Source organism: Aerosakkonema funiforme FACHB-1375 (genome assembly GCF_014696265.1).
Classification (GTDB): Bacteria; Cyanobacteriota; Cyanobacteriia; order Cyanobacteriales; family Aerosakkonemataceae; genus Aerosakkonema; species Aerosakkonema funiforme_A.
This window is the reverse complement of sequence record NZ_JACJPW010000017.1, coordinates 59,136-78,369: the sequence shown is the minus strand read 5'-3', so window position 1 is coordinate 78,369 and position 19,234 is coordinate 59,136. Positions and strand designations below refer to the sequence as shown.

Below are 19,234 nucleotides of genomic sequence, written 5' to 3'. Positions count from 1 at the left end.
CAAAATCATTACTGAAACGCCTAATTGTTAAGGAGTATAAAGGGGAGTAAACGGCAGTAAAAAGCAGCTATACTCACCAGAAAAGCATAAAAAACTCTTATTATCACTTTATAGGTTATTTTTTAATCTAGAGATCTAACTCGTGGAGCGGGTGCGATCGAATCGATGGTACTGAGGGGGATTCAAAATCTACTTTGAATAAATTTCAGCCTAAAGCTATACTCCTCAAGCAATACACCAGCTATCAGCGAAAGCGCTACGCCCACGAGCTAGTATGGCTTAAGGAAACACCCTTTGCTAAAGGTGACGTTTTGACAGTAAAAAGATCTTTATTTGCTGGTAATTTCAAGCCACAATCTAAGTTTGTGCGACTGACTGATTTTGAATGCTGTTCAGAAATGGAAAAGACAGGAAATGTCTCGCTTTGCAAGCACCGCCTCTCAAAGGTGCAAGGGGAATGGGGCTCATATTTCGCGTTTTCGATTTTGTTAGTATCGAGTAGCGCAGTCTGGTCTTCTGTTGGATTGGCGGCGATCGCGTCCGATCCATTTGGCGATCGGGAAGTTGCTTCTTCTCTCCAATTGGCTTCAAAGATATCCTCTAGTTTTGAACGGATAAACGATAAGGAGTGCTTTGTAACTGCTCGATCTCCCTACACTCGATCGCTTCTTCGCCACCAGTCCGAATCTTCGACGCCAAGTAGCATTTCCCTGACTTCCAAACAGAACTTTCTGACGCAATGCGTGAGGTTGTTAACCGATTCCCAATGGCAGCTATCACCTTATGGAAGGCTATCTGAAGCAGGTGCGCCATCTCTGACAACGCCTGTAATCCCAAAGGTGCTAAGAATACACTCTCATATTCCACAAACCGATACAGCTAACCTACTGGCGAAACAAATTATTTTTCCAAGGGGCGATCGCAGCTCGGACGATCGACTGTCCCCAGCCGCAATATCTTCAGCATATAGCTTTTCCGCAGCAGACTTGAGTAGCGCCAGTTTGCAAGTTCCGATAATTAATCAACATCTCGATATTGATGAGCGGCTAAACGTAGTAGCAACTTTAGAAGAATTAGAAGCATTGTCTGATTTTAGTTCGATCGATCGTGCTTCTCTGGCGCAGCAGCCAGCCGGAAAGCCTGCACAAGAAATTCAACCAACACCATCGCCTTCCCCCACCTCTACACCTGCACCAACACAACAACAGTCGCAACCTTCTGCAACGGAAGACGATCCAGATTTGGGTAGGCTGCGCCTGCGGGAAAGGAAAGTGCCGCCACGTCAGCCTCAGCCAATTATCCATGTAGTGCCCAGAATCAGTTATTTTTACACCAGCAACGTTTTTTCTGGGGTCGATCCGATTTCAGATAGCCAGTTTATTCCCAGCGTAACGATCTGGTCGGCACCAATGTTGAGAAAGGGAACTTATTTAACTACTTCGATCGATGGTTATCTAATTCGCTATCTGAATGAATCGCAGTACGATTACAATTTTGTCAGATTCAGAACCGGTATTAACAAACGAATTGGCTCTAATACCTTCGGCGAAGTAGGTTGGAGCAATCAACAATATTTTAGGGCAAGTAATGGCGATCGCTTTTTAAACGAACATTCCGCTTACCTGTCCCTTTCTCGAAGAGATTGGCTGACTCGACGGCTGGCTCTGGATTCTTACTACGACGTTCGTTTCAGTTTTGCCGATCCGGATAGCCGCAGTCGAATTATCAATTATTTATCCCTTTCTTTTAGCTACTATTTGCAAAAGAATTTACAGGTTGGTTTGGATTACCAATTTAGCTTTCTCGACTACACTAAGACACTGCGCGAAGACTATTATCAGCGCCTGCTAGGGCGCTTAACTTACCAAGTATCGAGCGATAGCCAAATAAGCGTTAGAGGTGGTTTAACGACCGGAAATTCTAGCGAATCGTATATTGATTACGATGACTTTTTCTTCAGTGTCACTTACAGTGTTGATTGGCAAATTTTTAAATAAAAATTTTGTGTAGGGTGGGCATTCGCCACCAAAGATTGCCTAGAGTATAGAGGAGAATGAAACTGTAAATTTAGCAGTCTCGGTTGGAAATTTTTCCATCCGGCATCCTTGTTTTACAGAATTTGGCTCGTTCCAGCAAGGCACCCTTTAAGCTCGCACCATTAAAGTTTGCTTCCCTCAAATCTGCTCCTGTGAAATCAACATTTGGCAACCCTATCTCACCTACTGGTGTGAACCCAACAGATTGAAAATTAGCCCCTGTTAAATTTGCATTTTTAAAGCTTGTACCGCTCAGATAGGTGCAAGTCCCGGCACCACAACGAAAATCCGCTTGAGACAAATTCGCACCATCAAAATTTGCATTTTCTAGATTAGCTTGCCGCAGAACAGAGTGTTTGAGATTAGCATAGGAAAATTTTGCGTTCCTTAATTTAGCGCCTCCTAAAACCACATTTTGCAAATTTGCTTTTGAGAAATCTGCATTGTTAAACTGCCTGAGTGATAGATCCTGGTTAGATAGGTCGCATCGCTGACATTCATTCGTTTTGCGCTCCAAAAACCGTTGCTTTCTGGCATCAGGTGTATTCAACGTCAGAAATACAACGATTGGCAAAGTTAAGATTCCAGCTACATAGCCCAGACAACCTAGAGTACAGGAGCGAGTATCGATCCACTTTTCTGGCGCGAAGGAGTGTTGAGTTATATTTCGATCGGACTTGGGCATTGTTATAGAGATTGACATAGAAAGTCATAGCGAGGATTGATCCCCGTACCCATAAACTCATAAAATTAAATCTATTAAGAATTCTTTTAGCATCAGTAGAGCAAGAACTATGACTTCTCGTCCCATTATCCTTGGCATAGTTGGCGACAGCGCCGCCGGTAAAACAACGCTGACTAAAGGTATTGCACAGGTGTTGGGGCCAGATAATGTCACGGTGATCTGCACGGATGATTACCACCGCTACGACAGGAGTCAGCGTGCCGAGATTGGGATCACGGCACTGCACCCGGACTGCAATTATATAGATATCATGCAGCAGCACCTCAGCTTGCTGCGAACCGGACAACCGATCCTCAAGCCGGTTTACAGTCACAAAACAGGGACGTTTGAACCGCCACAGTATATCAAGCCCAGCAAATTTGTGATTATTGAAGGATTGCTCGGTTATTCAACGCGGATAGCACGAGATTGCTACGATGTCAAGGTGTACCTGGCTCCGCCAGAATCCCTGCGTGCTAATTGGAAGGTGAAGCGAGATACGATGAAGCGGGGCTACACGGCGGAACAAGTTCTTGCGGAAATGGAAAAACGGGAACCTGATTCGGAACAGTTTATCCGTCCGCAACGCCAGTGGGCAGATGTGGTGGTGAGTTTCTACCCGCCTAAAGATGCTTCTGGGGAAGATGCTTCGCACCTGAATGTACGGTTGGTACTCAGACCGACTGTACCGCACCCGGATTTTACAGAAATTTTGGAGCAAAGCAAAGTGGATTCGATGCCAGCGATTCGGCTAGAACTCGATCGAGATATGGGTAAACCTGTTGATGTTCTGGAAGTGGATAGTCACGCGACTAAGGAACAGGTTAGCAAGATAGAGAAGATTATCTGTAATGAAATACCTGACTTATTGCCTTTCTGTAGCCTCGAAGGCAACCCAGAACTTGGCAAGCTGATCGGTACAACTGGGGAAACTCTGGAAAGTTATCCCCTGGCGCTAACACAGCTAATGGTTGGCTATCATATGATTAAGGCTACCCACTTGGAGTCTACAAAGGCAGTACCTCTGGAGGGCAGTAGAGTTTAGGATCGAAAAGAAAATGAGTAGCCCGCAGTCAGGCGCAATTGGCTGCGATCGCCTTTGCTACCGACAAAATCTGTTTGCAGACCGATGTCAACTATGCTGTGACGCTGTTTCTGATTTCTTGTGCGGTTGCAGCGGTACAGTGATGCGAAAATTTGTCTGTTCGTATCGAGGGCTGACGGGGCGACAACTATAGCTCAAAGGTAGACTGAATAAGGATCTCGGCGCGACGACCTCTTTGATAATCAGGTAATTTATGAGGACTTAAAGACATCTATTTAGCAGTTTGTTCACTAAAAAAATCAAGGGATTCCGCCCAAACATAGCCGTGTAGACCAATATAAAAGCTGCTATGGTGGCGTTGCATTCTTCGTTTTTCTTTCACGCGACCCACATATTTAACTACTCCCTTCTTTTTGATTTTTTCGCCAGACATGATGGAACTGGTGTAAGCCAAAGTAATCAAGATGATTAAAGCTATTAAGCGCTCATTATTCAGACCAGTTGATTCCAAATTATAACCACCTCTCTTATAATCCCTAAACGAAGCTCCGGCTATACCTAAAGCATAGCCGGAGTAGTTCAGGAAATATATTCTGCTACTGTGGGTAGCTGGCTGAGGGGTGCGGGTTGCATTGGGCCGCGAAAATCTAGCAGTTGCACAAGGAATAGGTAGGCGATCGCTAGAATTAAGGAAATTGCGCCGGTGATAATTGCCACGATTTTTTTGCGTTCCATTTGTTGCCTCTCAATTTTCCGCAAATCCTTTTCGATTTTATGTCCGATCGAAAGAATGGGATACAAGCCCCGTCCTAAAGGAGCGGCTTTTCAAAATCTACAACCACCACGAGGATTTTGAATAAATACACGCTCGTTTATTCAGACAGGTGTTATAATAGTGGGATGTTGAATCTAACCTACGAGTACAAGCTTATTCCCACCGACGCGCAACGCGAAACCTTCGACCACTGGTTAGAAATTTGTCGGAAGGTCTACAACTATGCCTTGCGAGAACGAAAGGATTGGGTTAACTCTCGCAAGTGTGAGATCGACTCATGCAGCATCAAGCAGGAATACATTATCCCTGTTGATGCACCACGTCCAACTTTTGCTCGTCAGTGCAAAACACTGGCAGAAGCAAAGAAATCAATACCTGAATTGAAACTACCTCACACTCATGTATTGCAACAAGTGTTACGCCAATTAGAGTCGGCATTTGTGGCGATGTGGGATCGTGGGTATGGATTCCCCAGATTTAAAAAACGGATGCGCTCATTTGTTTTCCCTCAGTTGAATTTGAAATCCGTGCAACGATTCAATGATGAGGATTGGGTTAATCTGCCTAAGATTGGCTTGGTTAAAATGCACTTGTCTCGCCCTATTCCTGAAGGGTTCGAGGTGAAACAAATTCGCGTTGTTAAGCGGGCTTCTGGTTACTATGCCATGCTCGCGTTGCAGTGCGATGTCGAAGTGCCTCAAACTTCACCATCAGGTCATGGATTAGGGATTGATTTAGGACTGGAACACTTTTTGGCAACTTCAGACGGGGAGTTGATCGATAGACCTCGATTCTTTGTGGATGGGCTCTTCAAGCTGAAATTGCTGCAACGTCAATTGAAACGGAAGAAGAAAGGGTCTAGAAAATTTCGTCAGCTTCAGCGTCGAATTGCCAGACACCACGAATACATCTCGAATAGTCGCAAAGATTTTCACTTTAAGACCGCTCATCATTTGTGCAACCAAGGACAAACTATATTTGCCGAGGATCTAAACCTCAAAGCCATGTCAGCCGGAATGCTATGCAAGCATACATTTGATGTAGGCTTTGGACAGTTCCTCGGTATTTTGGGTTATGTGAGCTTTAAGCGAGGTGCATACTTTGCCAAAGTAGACCCGAATGGCACTAGCCAAACTTGCCCTAGATGTCAGACGCATACAGGCAAAAAGGATCTATCTGAGCGGGTGCATAAATGCCCTGAATGTGGGTATGAGACAAATCGAGATGTTGCAGCCGCGCAAGTGGTTTTGCAACGTGGATATACAGCGGTGGGGCACATCGCAGTGAATTTTGGGGAGGGCAAGTAGCATAAGCTATCCCAATAAACCAAGAATCCCCTCGCCTTCAGGCAGGGGAGTTGTCAATTGAGATAATGGCCTAACATGACTCATCCTATTCTCGATCGCCCTGATATATTGCAGGTAATCTTCCATCCCAGACGAGATTACAACTTTAGCTCGAACATTCCAGCTGTCTACCCGGTTGCTGTGGAGGTTGAACCCGGTGTCGCCGTCACGGGAAGATTGCACCCAGCATCAACCGATTCGCCAGCAATCGTTTATTTTCACGGTAATGGGGAAATTGCTGCTGATTACGATGAACTGGCACAGATCTACGTGGACTTAGGCATCACTCTGCTGGTGATGGATTATCGTGGATATGGATCGAGCGACGGGAAGCCTACAGCTAGCAATTTGTTGAGTGATGCTGTGACTGTGTTCGATGCGGTTGGTGAGATTTTCCAGTCTCATTACTTGAGTCCAAAGCAGTTTTATGTTATGGGTAGAAGTCTTGGCAGCGCGGCTGCGATCGAAGTGGCGAGGTATGCAGGCGATCGATTGGCAGGACTGATTATTGAGAGCGGCTTTGCAGATACTTTCGCGCTACTATCCCGCTTCGGAGTAATAATTAAAAGAGCAGAGGAAGAGCGCGATGGCTGTGGCAACGCCTTCAAATTGAGCCAAATTACTACACGAACTCTCATTATCCACGGTCAAAATGATGTGTTGATTCCGGTAGAAGATGCGCTGGAATTGCATCGTTCTTCTGCTGCACAGGACAAAGAGATATTGCTGATTTCTCAAGCCGGTCACAACAATTTGATGCTACTGGGGATGGATTTATATTTTGAGGCGATCCAGAATTTTTTAGGTGTTTAGAAAAATGATTTCTTAACTTCTTTTACTGGACTGACGCGCTGGGATTAGCCAAACCAAGTGTAAAAAGTCATTGACTGAAATTTTTTAGGACTAGATTACTGTATTATTTCGATAAAATTCAATCAATTTCTGGCCCTAAAATAGCATTGTATTCTGAAAAATCAAGAGTCAAACTTTGCTGAGTAGCCCATCTTTGAATATCTTTTATAGAGCAATCGTAGGTGTGGAAAAATTGCTCGATCGTTCGGCCAGTAACAATACCTTTTTCTCGTGCGGTTTGGAGTTGTTTCCAACAGTAAGATTCTTCGTCTTGTAGGAAGGCGGTAATTTCATTTTGTTGTTGTCGCAAAAGGGGATAAAATTTTTCTCCTAAAGTGATGGTAGTAGCGATCGGCAATTTCACAAAAGGATGTTCAATGCCTAACAGTTGTGCGTGCAATACTACACGCATTAACCATATTTTAATTTGCTTACGGATAGGATGGTTCCAGAAATGTGGCGGTTTAGGGACACAATCGGCGCTCAAGTACACAGCTGCACGTATTTGATCGGCAATTACTTTTAAACAAATCTTAGTCCAGGCATCGGCTCGCTCGTAATCAACTCCAGCAACTTCAGCAACAGTTTCAATGATGGGAAATATTAAGTCAGTCTCATAGAAGTTAGATACTTCTTGAAGAATAACTGCTAGCTTTTCTACAGCTAGACCCGCATCTATATAATTACGCTGAAGTGGAATTAGCTTATTGACATACTTTTCGGTATCAAATTCCATCAAAACCAGATGGTAAAAGCTGAGAAATCGCAAATCTTCCTCTGGTAAAAGGTAATGAAGCGTGTCCGGGCGATCGTAGTATTCTTTATCTTTAGATTGAAATTGGATATCCTCTTCTGATGCAACCGATTGATAGCCTCGTTCTGGGTAAAAATCGTAGTGAATGCGGGTGTTGCGACCGCAGTGACCGTGCGGACGAGTGCGCCAAAAATTCTGGTTGCTGAAAATAATTCGGTGTTCGGGTACGCCAATGCGATCGCGCCAGATGGCAAAGGTTTCAGTATCATTTATACGTACACTTACCACCAATCGCTCCGGTGGCAGTTGATAAACTTCCGTGCAAAGTTCCCAAGCCCAACTTAATGCCTGTTCTTGAGAATAGTTGCCGCAATTACCCAAGATCTCGAAAAAGGTAAGATGGCGCTCGGTAAGAACAGTCAAATTGGGAGAAATATGCTTTTGCAAAATTGTAGAATGATTCGATGGCGAGTATCGCTGTCCCAGAGAAATTGGATGAAATGGCAATGTCCAAAGATTAGTTTGGAACATTAAATCGGGAGAGTTAGCAACCAAAGATTCTGTGGGTAAAATCTGATGACCTCTAGCAGCATAAAATGAAAGAAATTTTTGTCTGATTTGGTTGCTATTCATAACTAAACATGGTGAAAATTATCTAAAAATGAGTCAAATTAGATGTTGGTACGATCGCACCTAGAATGCTGAAATTTTAACTGGAGACGAGAAACGCTGGCAATTGTCCCGTATTATCGGAAAGACGATCGTTGCAAAATAATGAATAATCACACTCAGTTACCGTATATAGCCGAACTCCTATGACTTTCGTTGAAGATTCCCCAGAAGGAGCCATTGTCCTTGGACGCGAGCCGGTCGTGCAAACCTATGAGCTAAGCAAAACCTACCTTACTGGCTTCTGGCTTAACCAGAAAATCGAATCGCTGAAAAACTGTACGCTCACAGTCTATAAAGGCGAAACTTTCGGGCTTTTGGGTCAAAATGGTGCGGGAAAAACTACACTGCTCAAAACGCTGCTGGGTATTGTGCGTCCGACTTCCGGACGTGCGACAATTTTGGGAGAACCGTTGGGCGATCGCACCGTCAAACAACGCATCGGTTATCTGCCAGAAAATGCTTATTACTACGACAACCTCACCGGCTGGGAATTTTTGCAGATGACAGCCGGATTATTTGAAATCCCGGAGTCGGTACAAAAAGAGCGCATCCCCCTACTGTTAGATATGGTAGGACTTGCCCAGTCAGCTGCTAAGAAAAAACAATTGCGTCAATATTCCAAAGGGATGATGCAACGTATCGGGATGGCGCAAGCATTAATCAACGATCCGGAATTGGTGTTTCTGGATGAGCCGATGTCAGGACTCGATCCGATGGGGCGCTACCAAATCCGCGAGATTATTTTATCGCTCAAAGAACAGGGCAAGACGATTTTTTTCAACTCTCACGTATTGTCGGATGTGGAGATGATCTGCGATCGCATCGCCATATTAGCCCAAGGCGAATTAATTTGCATCGGCTCTTTGGATGAACTGCTAGGCACCGCAGACTTATACTACGTCAAAGGCAAAGGCGGTAACTCGGAAGTTCTTAAAAAATGGATACCAGACTTAGACTTTGAAGAAAACAGCTGGAAAGGTCATTTACAGGGCGAACTACAGGATTTTGTCGCCAGTATAAACGCGATGCAGGCACAAATAATTTCTTTAAATTTAGCCCGCCCCTCACTGGAAGACTTTTTCATGCAGCAGCTGCGACAGCGGGGCTTTGTTGCCAGCAGTTGAGCCAGTACAGGGGCTAGGGGTTAGGGCGTCGGGGCTAGGGGAAGAGGGAGAGGGAAGAGGGAGTGGGGGAGTGAGGGAGCGGGAGAATAAATCTTTTCTCTTTTCCCTTTTCCCTCTTCCCTTTTCCCTCTTCCCTCTTCTATTTTTCCTCTTCCCTAGCCCCTAGCCCCTAGCCCCTAGCCCCTAGCTATAGCTTCTTCATCTCAAACTCTTGAAAGATGCAGCATGACTTTTCCTATTGCTATTCATTAATGGCATAACTCATTAAAGGAAAACACATGGCTGATTTAGTTGAGACTGCTGCTAGCGTCGGTTCTTTCAAAACTTTGCTGACTGTAGTGGAAGCCGCTGGTTTGTTAGACGCTCTCAAGAGTCCTGGCTCCTTGGCACTTTTTGCACCGACCGATGAAGCATTTGCCAAAATTCCAGCTACCACGATAGCTTCCTGGATGGAAGATATTCCCAAGCTCAAGAAAATTGTGGCATATCATGTCGTGCCTGGGGATGTTAGGTCTGATGACCTCCTTCAGATAGATGAAGCTCCCACACTTGAGGGCTCGATAATCGCAATTGACAACTCAGACGGCGTAAAAGTGAATGATGCCAAAGTGCTTCAACAAGATATTCTTGCCGACAACGGCGTTATTCACGTTATCGATACCGTGTTGATGCCTGCATTAGTTGCCGGTCATTAACTGCACCAAAGCTTGCATTAATTCCGAAATTTATTAAACAGGTAAAATACATGGCAGACATTGTAGATACCGCCGTTAGAAACGGTTCTTTCAACACTTTGGTAGAGGCGGTTAAGGCAGCTGGTTTGGTAGATACTCTCAAAAGTACTGGCCCTTTCACCGTATTTGCGCCGACCGATGAAGCTTTTGCCCACCTACCAACAGGAACTATAGACAAACTTCTGGGAGATATTCCTCAATTAACAAAGATTCTGACTTATCATGTCCTCGAAGGCAAAGTGATGTCTAAAGATGTGATGAATCTGGACAAGGCTACTACATTTGAAGGTTCAGACCTCAAGATTGATACCTCTAATGGCGTCAAGGTCGGTGATGCTACTGTTGTGAAATCCGATATCGAAGCTGACAACGGTGTTATTCACGTTATTGATACCGTCTTGGTTCCGCAATAGGGATTTTCGTGCTTACTATGGTATGGCAGAGGGGGAGAGGGGAAGTCAAAAGTCAAAATTCAAAAAGGGGTTAGGGATTAGGGGTTAGGGGTTAGGGAAAGTCAATCATTCAAAAATTCCTCCTCTTCCCTCTTCCCTTTTCCCTCTCCCTCTTCCCTCTTCCCTAACCCCTAACCCCTAGTCCCTAGCCCCTCTCTTCTCCCAATATACAGCCTGTACGAGGGGGAATATTCAACGTTAGTTGGTTGGATTTTTCTTCGTCGTTGCTCCAGGATACCTCGCAGTCACCGTACAATAACTGGCTGGGTTGAGATTGCAAACCAGTTACTTCAAAGCTGGCTTGTGCAGGTGCTGTACCGACATTAACGGCAATAATTAATTCCTCATTTCCCAGAATGCGATCGAACACATAAACTGTTCCCTCTGCATATAAAATGTGATAGTAACCGGTGCGGAGGGCTGGGTATTTCTGACGCAAGGCAATCAGTTTTTGGTGATATTTGAGAACGTAAATATCCCAATGGGCTTCCATAGGAAAACCGCGCCGAGAGTCGGGATCTAACTTACCCGGTAAGCCAACTTCATCGCCGTAGTAAATGCTGGGCGCACCCGGATATGTCATCAGCAGCAATGTTGCTAATTCTACACTGGGTTTGTCGTCTTTGGCGATGGAAAGCAGCCGCGCTGTATCGTGACTTGCTAATAAGTTAAGTTGGGTGAGTTGGATGTCCCAAGGGTATAGTTGCAATAGGTGCTGAATTTTTTCGCCGTATTCTTTGGCAAATAGGGGCGGGTAAGGTTGGTAGGAACGATCTTGTACTTGTTCGATGTCAACGCGATCGCCTGCTGTGAATGCGATCGTCGGTGCGGCAAATAGGTAATTCATCACGCCATCAAATTGAGTTCCATCCAACCATTGGCGGGAGTCTCCCCAAACTTCGCCGACGATGTAGGCTTCTGGGTTGATGGCTTTGACGCGATCGCGAAACTCCTGCCAAAAACCAGGCACTTTTATCTCGAACGGCACATCTAAACGCCAACCATCAATACCGAATTTAATCCAATATTCGGCAATTTCCATAATATATTCCCGCACTTCGGGATTTTCGTGATTGAATTCCGGTAGCGCCCGATTGCCAGCCCAACCCACATAGTTAGCAGGGTACTCACCATTGTAAGGAGATAGCGGCCAACGTTCAATTTTAAACCAATCTAACCAAGGGGAATGAGGGCCATTTTCTAAGATATCGTGGAAAAAGAAAAAGCCGCGACTGGCATGATTAAATACCCCGTCCAGAACAACTTTAATATTCCTTTTGTGGGCGGCATCTAGCAATTCTTTAAAAGCAGAATTTCCGCCCAACATCGGATCGACCAAGTAATAATCGTGAGTGTGGTAACGATGATTGCTAGCCGATTGAAAAATGGGGGTAAAATAAATGGCGTTAATCCCCAAATCCTGTAAATAATCCAGTTGTTCCATTACACCCCACAAATCGCCGCCTTTGTAGCCTTGTAGAGTTGGCATATCGTCCCAAGCTTCCCAAGAGGCATTCTTTAACAGGCGCTTGCGAGATTGCTTGCTTCTGGCAAAGCGGTCTGGAAAAATCTGGTAGAAAACGGCGTGTTTGACCCAATCTGGAGTATTAATCTGCATAAATGACTTGCTAGCTCTTTATTGTAACGGTACAGCTATTCGCAAGTTTGTGGTTCTCACTTCTGATAGAAAACTATAAATATTTAGGAATCACGCCAAGAAACCCGGTTTCTCAGTATGTTTATGTAGCTGATTTAACAAATTCAGCCATTGACTGACATCTACCTCTAGTGGTTGAATATGAATAAGATCAGGCAAAGCAAGCTAAATATGAACATTTTAGAACAGGGTGACAACGATCCGATCTATGTAGACTACAGGGATTTACTACAAAAAATTTTACAATGTTTAAGAGGTCAGAATTCGTTTCGCGTAGCAGAAAACGGTCAGCGGCTGGCGATCGATATTGACACTGTAGCCAGTCAGGTCGCTTCTTTACAAGTGCAAAATCCTCTCTCATCTCCTAATGGTGTTCGTTCTGCTACTATCAATTTTACTCCGGAATTCCAAGAAATTTTTCGCAATTTGATTCGAGAAATCAGAGATTGTTTGCAAGAGCAACTAAAAGCTAGTGTAGGGCAAAATACTTCGATTGAGGAGTTTGTTGCTAACTTAGTTACTCCTTTAACTTCTTTCGATGGAAATTCAAGTAGGTTGGGTTTTACTTATAATTTTAACAGACATTCGCCTGATTTACTCAAGCAAAAACTTTGTGTCGATCGCCACCTGACTGGGAGTGATTCGCTGCTGAAATTTCACAAACTTACTATTACGGTAAGGGAGATCGATCGATTTCCAGAATATTTGCAGGATGGATTGTCAAATCATATTGACGATCGAGTTACTTTTGACAGCCAATCCGATCGGGAAGAACTGTTCGATCGCATTCAAGATCAGATAGAAGACGATCGCTCTGACTTCAATCGCCTGAAGCGAATTGTAGACACAGAAGCTCTCGGTAAACTCAAGAAAGAAGCGAAGATAAGGTATTTGGAATATATCAGAGATAATATCGATAATAAAAACAGTGTAGGCTTTATTTATCTGCAAGATTTGATTCGCCGCCTCAGACTAATAGAAGAATACTTGAACCAGGACAGACCGGATAGTTATTACGATGTGAGCTATGCTGGAGCGCCGATTAATTACAAAGATGTGTTTGCGCGATCGGAAGTATTAGACTCTCTTCCCATCATTCCCATTGTAACAGGTAATTTGGGAGAAAGTACAAACACTAGCCAGGGAGAACGCCAATTTACTTTTGGCTTCAAAATGAAGTTTGGTAATTCAGTTGAAGCACGCGGGGGTGATGAAGTTTTTGATTACAATCTCAATTTACTGAATCCAGAAAGTCCTGAGCATAATCAGGAACGTGAAAGAAATCCTAACAACTTTGGAGCAAAGCTATTAAAGCTAGCTTTTTTGTACTTCTTTGTCTTTGCGTGCAATAACCCGAACCTAGATGATTACAATCCTAATGACGACCTAAATTATAACCCTATCATCGCTTTTGAAAGAATACTATCAGATTTTCAGGGTAATAATGAAGATAGAAAAAACAGCCGCTTAAGTGCGATCGTCCGAGGTTTCAATGAATATAATGTCCGAGACAAAATAAATAGACTAAGGGAATTGCTGAAAGACTTTCTAGACAGACAAACTATTTTACCAAAGAGAACCTATCCAATCCAGATTAGTGTGAGAAGAGGTATCCTAGAAAACGACACAAACCAAATTTTCAACGGTATTTTCTTCAGAGAAGTTGTAGGACGCAATCCCAAAGAATGTCTGAGATACATTTCGATTGACGAAATGCACGTCGAACGAAATGCTCTTTGTCAGCTACCTGCTAGTATTACTATTGAAGATATCCGCTATTTTTCCACTGAAGAACGCCAAAACTTCAGGATGCAATACGATATCACAGGTGTTAATGCTTTACCAGTGATGTGGGTTCCTGAAAGTTGTATGAATGCTTACCAAAATTATTTCATGCAAGATAATAAGTTGATATTATTTCGCTATAACAACCGCCGCTTAGACGACGAAAATGGATTTAATCATAACCAAGCTTTTGTTTATCGATTTACCATTTCTTTGTTGGCTTATATTTGCCTGAAGATATTGCTAGATGCTGCCAAAAAAAGGTTGTTTATTCCGATGGTAAGATTGCACGAGGGAACCCACAATAACCGCGCACCATCAGAAAAGTTCGTGGCGCATCTATCTAAAACATTGTGTCATCTATTGAACGAAAACCATCGGTGCAATTCCCAAGGTTTTCGCGTTCGCAGTGCGGACGCTTTCAAAATTAGGAACGGTCTTAATTCTTTGTATTCTGTGTTACCTAAAAAGTTTCACTTCACTGAGTCTGCAAATACTCCAACACTGGATAAGTTAGCGATTATTGTTGTTTCGAGTTTGGAAAGCGACGCCAGGACAGGTAACAGAAATCGCGACAATAGAATATCTAATTTGGTGGGAGAAGCGATCGGTGTCACGCGCCAAAATGATGGTGCTATTCGGTTGTATATTATCAAAACTTTTTCTGATAATTATCGACATCAACGTTTGTATCGCGATCCGCCGATTCTGATAGACACGGTGAACAATCTTTATAACATGGGATACCGACACTTTTTGTATGTTGCACAAGCACCTTTTACGAGTAACCTGAATATAACGCAAAATGAGAATGACGATCGACTCTATTTTATGTCGCCTGCATTGATCGAGGATTTGAAGGGAAATCGCGACGACATCAAGATATATCCGGTATTTTTTGATAAATACTATGTGCGAAGATCGGGAAAACCTAAAGCAACTTCTTTTTATATCCAGAACACAACCGAATTGTTGAATGTAGCGCAAGATTCCGCGCAGGAAGCGGTAGTATTTTTCAATTTGTTTAATGGGATTAGCGTGGGTCAAGGAGACGATCGCTTTTACAACGGCGTAATTTCCTACTCTACCCTGCTGAACATTTATCCCGGCGTTCTTGACGATCGAGACATTCGATCGGGGTTAATTAACGATGATAGTCCGTTGAAAAATGATATTTTACAATATCTGACACTTTTTCACTTTTCCCGATTCGAGAAAACTAGCGACATCAGTTTAAAACTCGATCCTTATGAGAACATCATCGGTGAAGAATCGTTTAGTAAGTTATCCGTGTTTCACCACATGAGAGGGGAGGTTAATTTTAACTCGCTGGCATTTTTAACTAAAGTTAGGGGGGTTTTAAATGGAGATAGTCCGCCTGGGGTTCAAACCCCAGGCTCATAGCTCAAGTCCACTGAAGTGGACTCAAAATTGCTTTCCAGTCCACTAAAGTGGACTTTTGCTATTAGCCTGGGACTTGAGTCCCAGGCGGACTAAAAATACGACAAGATCTCATCAACGTATAACAGGAGTGCAAAATGATTGCTGCAAACTTGGGTCGTTTATTTGAAGTAGGTTTTAATACCGGGATTCTTGCTGGTATACAACATCACCAGATCGAGCATAATTTCGGCAATTTGTATCAACGCGATTTGCAACACTTGCAATTTCCTAAAATGCTTCAGCGGATACTGAGTGAAGAGCAAGTAATCAGTCAGAAGGATATCCAAATAATTGAAAAATGGTGTTTATATTTATTGCAGAAAGGTTTTCTGTCTGGATTGAATTTTTTTGGGGAGTACATTAAATCTACTAGATGGAATAACACCAAGCGATCGCCTATCGAAATTTTGTACTACCAGTGCAGTTTTGGCGATGCAAACAGCATCAAAACTTATCCGAAAAGTGAAGAACAAGAATATACAGATTTATTGTCGCAGTTTGGTAACTATATAAATATAAATAACCTGAAACGATATATCGATCGCTACAAACAAAAGGGTGAGTTTTTGAAAGCAGACACCCTGATGTTGTTGCGTTATAAGCAGGAATTTAGAATTCTGGCGATTGACTTATCTATCTTTTCTGTCAAGTCAGCTAAAGACCTCTTGGATTTTGAAGATAAAGATATGCAGAATCAGCGGCGTTTGTTGCTGCGGGAGATTAGCTATTTACGCTCAAAAAGTGTTTTTTCTAAACTGCGGATAGACACAGGTGCTACCGATAAGTTAGGTTTTGATTTTGGAGAGAATTTGACGCGGTATTTTACTGCTTTTAAGCGGGAGGATAAAGAAAGTGCTAAGTTAATTCAAGCAGGTTCTTATGCTCGCAGTTTTTATGAATTTTTATGCCAAACTGATATCCTCAACGAACGAGTATCGGTGGTGTTTAATGTGGTGGGATATAGCGATCGCGGGATCGGCGCGATGTCCCTCCGTCCCGAAAACTTAGATGTACTGAGAACCTGTTCGCAGATTTACAGGAATGAACCAAGAGAACAGGAGATCGATCGAGCGCGAAATGAAGTTTTAAATCTTATCCAGTTAAACGCAGGTCGCAGTTTTCAAGACGGCAGAAATTTTGTCAAGCAGCTATTAGAAATACCCAGCGACACTACAACTATTATACCTCATACCGAAAAGATCGATAACTTCAGTTCGACATTGGAACTGAGGGAACCTCACGCTAAATTAATAAAAAATGCGCTCAATAGCGATCGCACTTATTTATTCTTAACTGGAAATCCGGGAATTGGCAAAACTACAGCAATTGTAGAGTTTCTGAAAGAGCGCAAACATGAAGGTTTTCTTTTCTTCTACGTCAGTCCCAGGAAACAAGTCAATTTGGACATTATCGAAAAATTCAAAGACGCAGAAACTGGTAATTTAGATGATGAAATATTTTGCATGAACACGAACTCCCAACTCATCGCCGATAACTTTCCGCCTTGTGTTGTTAACTATTATTCCAATAAAGGTCGCGGTAACTTTATGCAAAAAGCTGTTAATTTTATCGACGCCAGTCAGGAAATTCAACGCCAACCTTCTCGCCAGCAAGCACTTGAAAGAAGAACTGAAGACGAAATTGTCGCTACAAATCGCAAATGCGAGGGAGTTTTATCCTGTCTTTGCGAAGCAATACATACAGCGATCGAATGCGAAATATCTAATAATATTGTCGCCACAGCTTGTATTCAATCTTTAAGGATAACCGCCAATGGCAAAAATACTTTGGAGTATTTTGAAAATATCTTCAAAAGCGCTCGCAATACCCGCGATGGTAACGTTATTCCTGCTGAAATGAGAAGAATTTCAGCGCGAATCAAGCATTTATTCATTATGATAGATGAAATCACTGGCGATGATAGCGGCGTTGAGTTTTTAAATGGAATCAGCCGGATTTTGAGTAATTATAAATTAAGCGATTCAGAAAACGGTTTTAACACTAAAGTTATTGTCGCCGATGCTTCGATCGTCGATGCAAATGTCATCCAGCAGCATTTATCTGAACCTTCACCAGAACCTGATAAAATATTCTTTAGACGTGCATCTTCTCAAGCAAATGAGCCACTTTGGTCACAGGAATTTGAGTTTAAAGAAAAACCAGCACTTATTATCAACGCTAACTCTTATCCAGCTAGCAGTTTGACTGTTACATATAAGGTATTTGTCGAGTCAGTAAAGTTTGACGAAGATACTTTTGCCGAGAAAAGAGATAATTTAAAAAATACTGTGCGATCGCAAATTGTAGATGATATCAACGCTCTCTGGAAACAACCGGATACAGGTCAAATTCTAGTATACATCCAAGATAAACGCAAATTGCAAGAATTAATTGAAAAAATCCAAAAGCAGCGGGGAGAGTTTGTCAAAAATAAAGATTACCTGGAAATCCACGCCAACCTTTCCGATCGAGATAAACAAGAGATACATCAGTTCAAAAATCGGGTAAAAGTTATTTTCATGACTTCCTCAGCGAGTCGGGGTTTATCGTTTCCCAAGGCGAAACATATCTTGGTGGAAATACCTCGGTTTCGAGTGGAAAGTAACTTGATGGAAATCATACAAGTTATTTACAGAGGACGCGGTAGTTATATCGAAAATGGCGCAGAAAAAACGCTGGACGATCGAGAAAAAGAACTGATTTTTTACTTGTGCGATCGCGCCATCTATTCCGCTGATGACAAACAACTTTCCTTACGAGAAAGCGTTATTAATTTATTGAATATCTTGCTAATTATCAAAACTTGTGTAATGACCCGCATTAAGGGTTACGGACAACTCGGTCGGTCAAACTTTTTGATGATTCCCATCGGTGGAAAATCTGTATCATCGGCTGGTCAAACTTTTAGCGGACAAATGGCTAATCTGATTAAAGATTTGAAGAACGAACACCGCAGACTTCCCAGTCACAAACTTTTGCAAGAAGTTTATACAAGTTTAGAACAATTACTCAGTCGCGCCGAGTTTGTGTTAAATTCTAGAAACCCGGTTTCTCCAAGAACTAGAAACCCGGTTTCTTGGAGAAACCGGGTTTCTGCTGGGTCTGAAAATTATCCCTATTTGGAATTAAGAGAAGTTTTTAATGCCAAATTTTCAGATTTAATAGCCAAGGGATTTGATAATTTACTCAACTTTGGCAACATCCAACACGGTCATATTAATGGTAGCTTGCTAGTAGTACCAATTGCCGAAGAAAAATTAGAAGAAACTTACGAAATGCGGCTGATGGAAATAGCAACCCACGCCACAAAAGAACTGGTGAATAAGATGCTAGAAATTCATCGCAGTTCCGATTATCCTGAACGGCTGCGATCGGCAATCAAAAATGCCATAGAATTAGTAGATAAAGTGCGCGATTATAGAGACAAAACCCAGTTTTTAGCGCAAAACAGCCAGCGTCTTGACCAATATTATGCCTTGCCGTTATTTACTTTTATTAGCGGTGAAGCAATGAGTAAATATTTTGCCGATGACCCGGAAGAAGCAGAAGACGAAAGATTTCGAGATATTCTGGCTACCTACATTCACCACCTGTATCCAGCCGATAAAACTCTGCCTATCGGTCACAAGTATAGAGATTTCCCCTTTGTGGTGTTTAGAAGTTACAGTTTAGAGGAAATGAGGGAAAAGATTTTTACCGATAAGTATCTATTGACTTCTAATGAGTTGAATGTACTGAATTTGATTCTTTCTCAAGCAGAATAATATCTCATACAGTATTCCATTTACTCACTTCCCGCCGTCAGACGATCGATCGCATACTATATATGCCTGAC

The 19,234-nt window shown here is 42.7% G+C and carries 15 protein-coding genes; 10 read left to right on the top strand and 5 right to left on the bottom strand.

Going from position 1 to position 19,234, the window contains the following annotated elements:
• The first annotated feature begins 194 nt into the window (after positions 1–194).
• Positions 195–1,997 carry a porin family protein gene (locus tag H6G03_RS08965; protein ID WP_190463975.1) on the top strand — a complete coding sequence of 601 codons (1,803 nt, stop codon included), beginning with the start codon at positions 195–197 and terminating at the stop codon, positions 1,995–1,997.
• Between the two features lie 70 nt (positions 1,998–2,067).
• On the opposite strand, the gene H6G03_RS08960 is transcribed toward H6G03_RS08965, so the two are convergent.
• On the bottom strand, positions 2,068–2,739 hold the full coding sequence (locus tag H6G03_RS08960) for a pentapeptide repeat-containing protein (RefSeq protein WP_242060356.1): 672 nt from the start codon (positions 2,737–2,739) through the stop codon (positions 2,068–2,070).
• A gap of 91 nt (positions 2,740–2,830) precedes the next feature.
• Between H6G03_RS08960 and H6G03_RS08955 the strand changes: the two genes are divergently transcribed.
• Positions 2,831–3,805 (top strand): phosphoribulokinase, encoded by a 975-nt coding sequence (locus H6G03_RS08955; RefSeq protein ID WP_190463974.1) that lies wholly within the window; start codon positions 2,831–2,833, stop codon positions 3,803–3,805.
• A 13-nt stretch (positions 3,806–3,818) separates the two neighbouring features.
• Entirely contained in the window at positions 3,819–3,998 is a 180-nt protein-coding gene (locus H6G03_RS08950) for a hypothetical protein (RefSeq protein ID WP_190463973.1), read from the top strand.
• A 78-nt stretch (positions 3,999–4,076) separates the two neighbouring features.
• Here H6G03_RS08950 and H6G03_RS08945 read toward each other — a convergent pair whose 3' ends face one another.
• Both H6G03_RS08945 and H6G03_RS08940 read right to left on the bottom strand, forming a co-directional pair.
• Positions 4,077–4,316 (bottom strand): hypothetical protein, encoded by a 240-nt coding sequence (locus H6G03_RS08945; RefSeq protein WP_190463972.1) that lies wholly within the window; start codon positions 4,314–4,316, stop codon positions 4,077–4,079.
• 68 nt (positions 4,317–4,384) lie between these two features.
• Entirely contained in the window at positions 4,385–4,540 is a 156-nt protein-coding gene (locus tag H6G03_RS08940) for a hypothetical protein (protein ID WP_190463971.1), read from the bottom strand.
• 165 nt (positions 4,541–4,705) lie between these two features.
• Between H6G03_RS08940 and H6G03_RS08935 the strand changes: the two genes are divergently transcribed.
• Positions 4,706–5,887: an RNA-guided endonuclease InsQ/TnpB family protein gene (locus H6G03_RS08935; protein WP_190463996.1), complete on the top strand. Its 1,182-nt coding sequence runs from the start codon at positions 4,706–4,708 to the stop codon at positions 5,885–5,887.
• A gap of 75 nt (positions 5,888–5,962) precedes the next feature.
• A complete protein-coding gene (locus H6G03_RS08930; protein WP_190463970.1) occupies positions 5,963–6,739 on the top strand; it encodes an alpha/beta hydrolase in 777 nt (258 codons plus the stop codon).
• 118 nt (positions 6,740–6,857) lie between these two features.
• On the opposite strand, the gene H6G03_RS08925 is transcribed toward H6G03_RS08930, so the two are convergent.
• Positions 6,858–8,165 carry an alanine--tRNA ligase-related protein gene (locus H6G03_RS08925; protein ID WP_190463969.1) on the bottom strand — a complete coding sequence of 436 codons (1,308 nt, stop codon included), beginning with the start codon at positions 8,163–8,165 and terminating at the stop codon, positions 6,858–6,860.
• Positions 8,166–8,347: 182 nt separating this feature from the next.
• Between H6G03_RS08925 and H6G03_RS08920 the strand changes: the two genes are divergently transcribed.
• The 3 genes from H6G03_RS08920 (at position 8,348) to H6G03_RS08910 (ending at position 10,475) form a co-directional block, all read left to right on the top strand.
• Positions 8,348–9,328 carry an ABC transporter ATP-binding protein gene (locus tag H6G03_RS08920; protein ID WP_190463968.1) on the top strand — a complete coding sequence of 327 codons (981 nt, stop codon included), beginning with the start codon at positions 8,348–8,350 and terminating at the stop codon, positions 9,326–9,328.
• 278 nt (positions 9,329–9,606) lie between these two features.
• Positions 9,607–10,023, top strand: coding sequence for a fasciclin domain-containing protein (locus H6G03_RS08915; protein ID WP_190463967.1), 417 nt, complete (start codon positions 9,607–9,609; stop codon positions 10,021–10,023).
• Positions 10,024–10,073: 50 nt separating this feature from the next.
• Complete coding sequence (locus H6G03_RS08910; RefSeq protein ID WP_190463966.1) at positions 10,074–10,475, top strand: fasciclin domain-containing protein; 402 nt, start codon at positions 10,074–10,076, stop codon at positions 10,473–10,475.
• 184 nt (positions 10,476–10,659) lie between these two features.
• Here H6G03_RS08910 and H6G03_RS08905 read toward each other — a convergent pair whose 3' ends face one another.
• Positions 10,660–12,132, bottom strand: a complete 1,473-nt coding sequence (locus H6G03_RS08905) for a glycoside hydrolase family 13 protein (RefSeq protein ID WP_190463965.1) — start codon at positions 12,130–12,132, stop codon at positions 10,660–10,662.
• A gap of 210 nt (positions 12,133–12,342) precedes the next feature.
• Between H6G03_RS08905 and H6G03_RS08900 the strand changes: the two genes are divergently transcribed.
• Together H6G03_RS08900 and H6G03_RS08895 are read left to right on the top strand one after the other, a co-directional pair.
• Positions 12,343–15,360, top strand: coding sequence for a hypothetical protein (locus tag H6G03_RS08900; protein ID WP_190463964.1), 3,018 nt, complete (start codon positions 12,343–12,345; stop codon positions 15,358–15,360).
• A gap of 134 nt (positions 15,361–15,494) precedes the next feature.
• On the top strand, positions 15,495–19,163 hold the full coding sequence (locus tag H6G03_RS08895) for a helicase C-terminal domain-containing protein (protein ID WP_190463963.1): 3,669 nt from the start codon (positions 15,495–15,497) through the stop codon (positions 19,161–19,163).
• Positions 19,164–19,234: the final 71 nt, after the last annotated feature.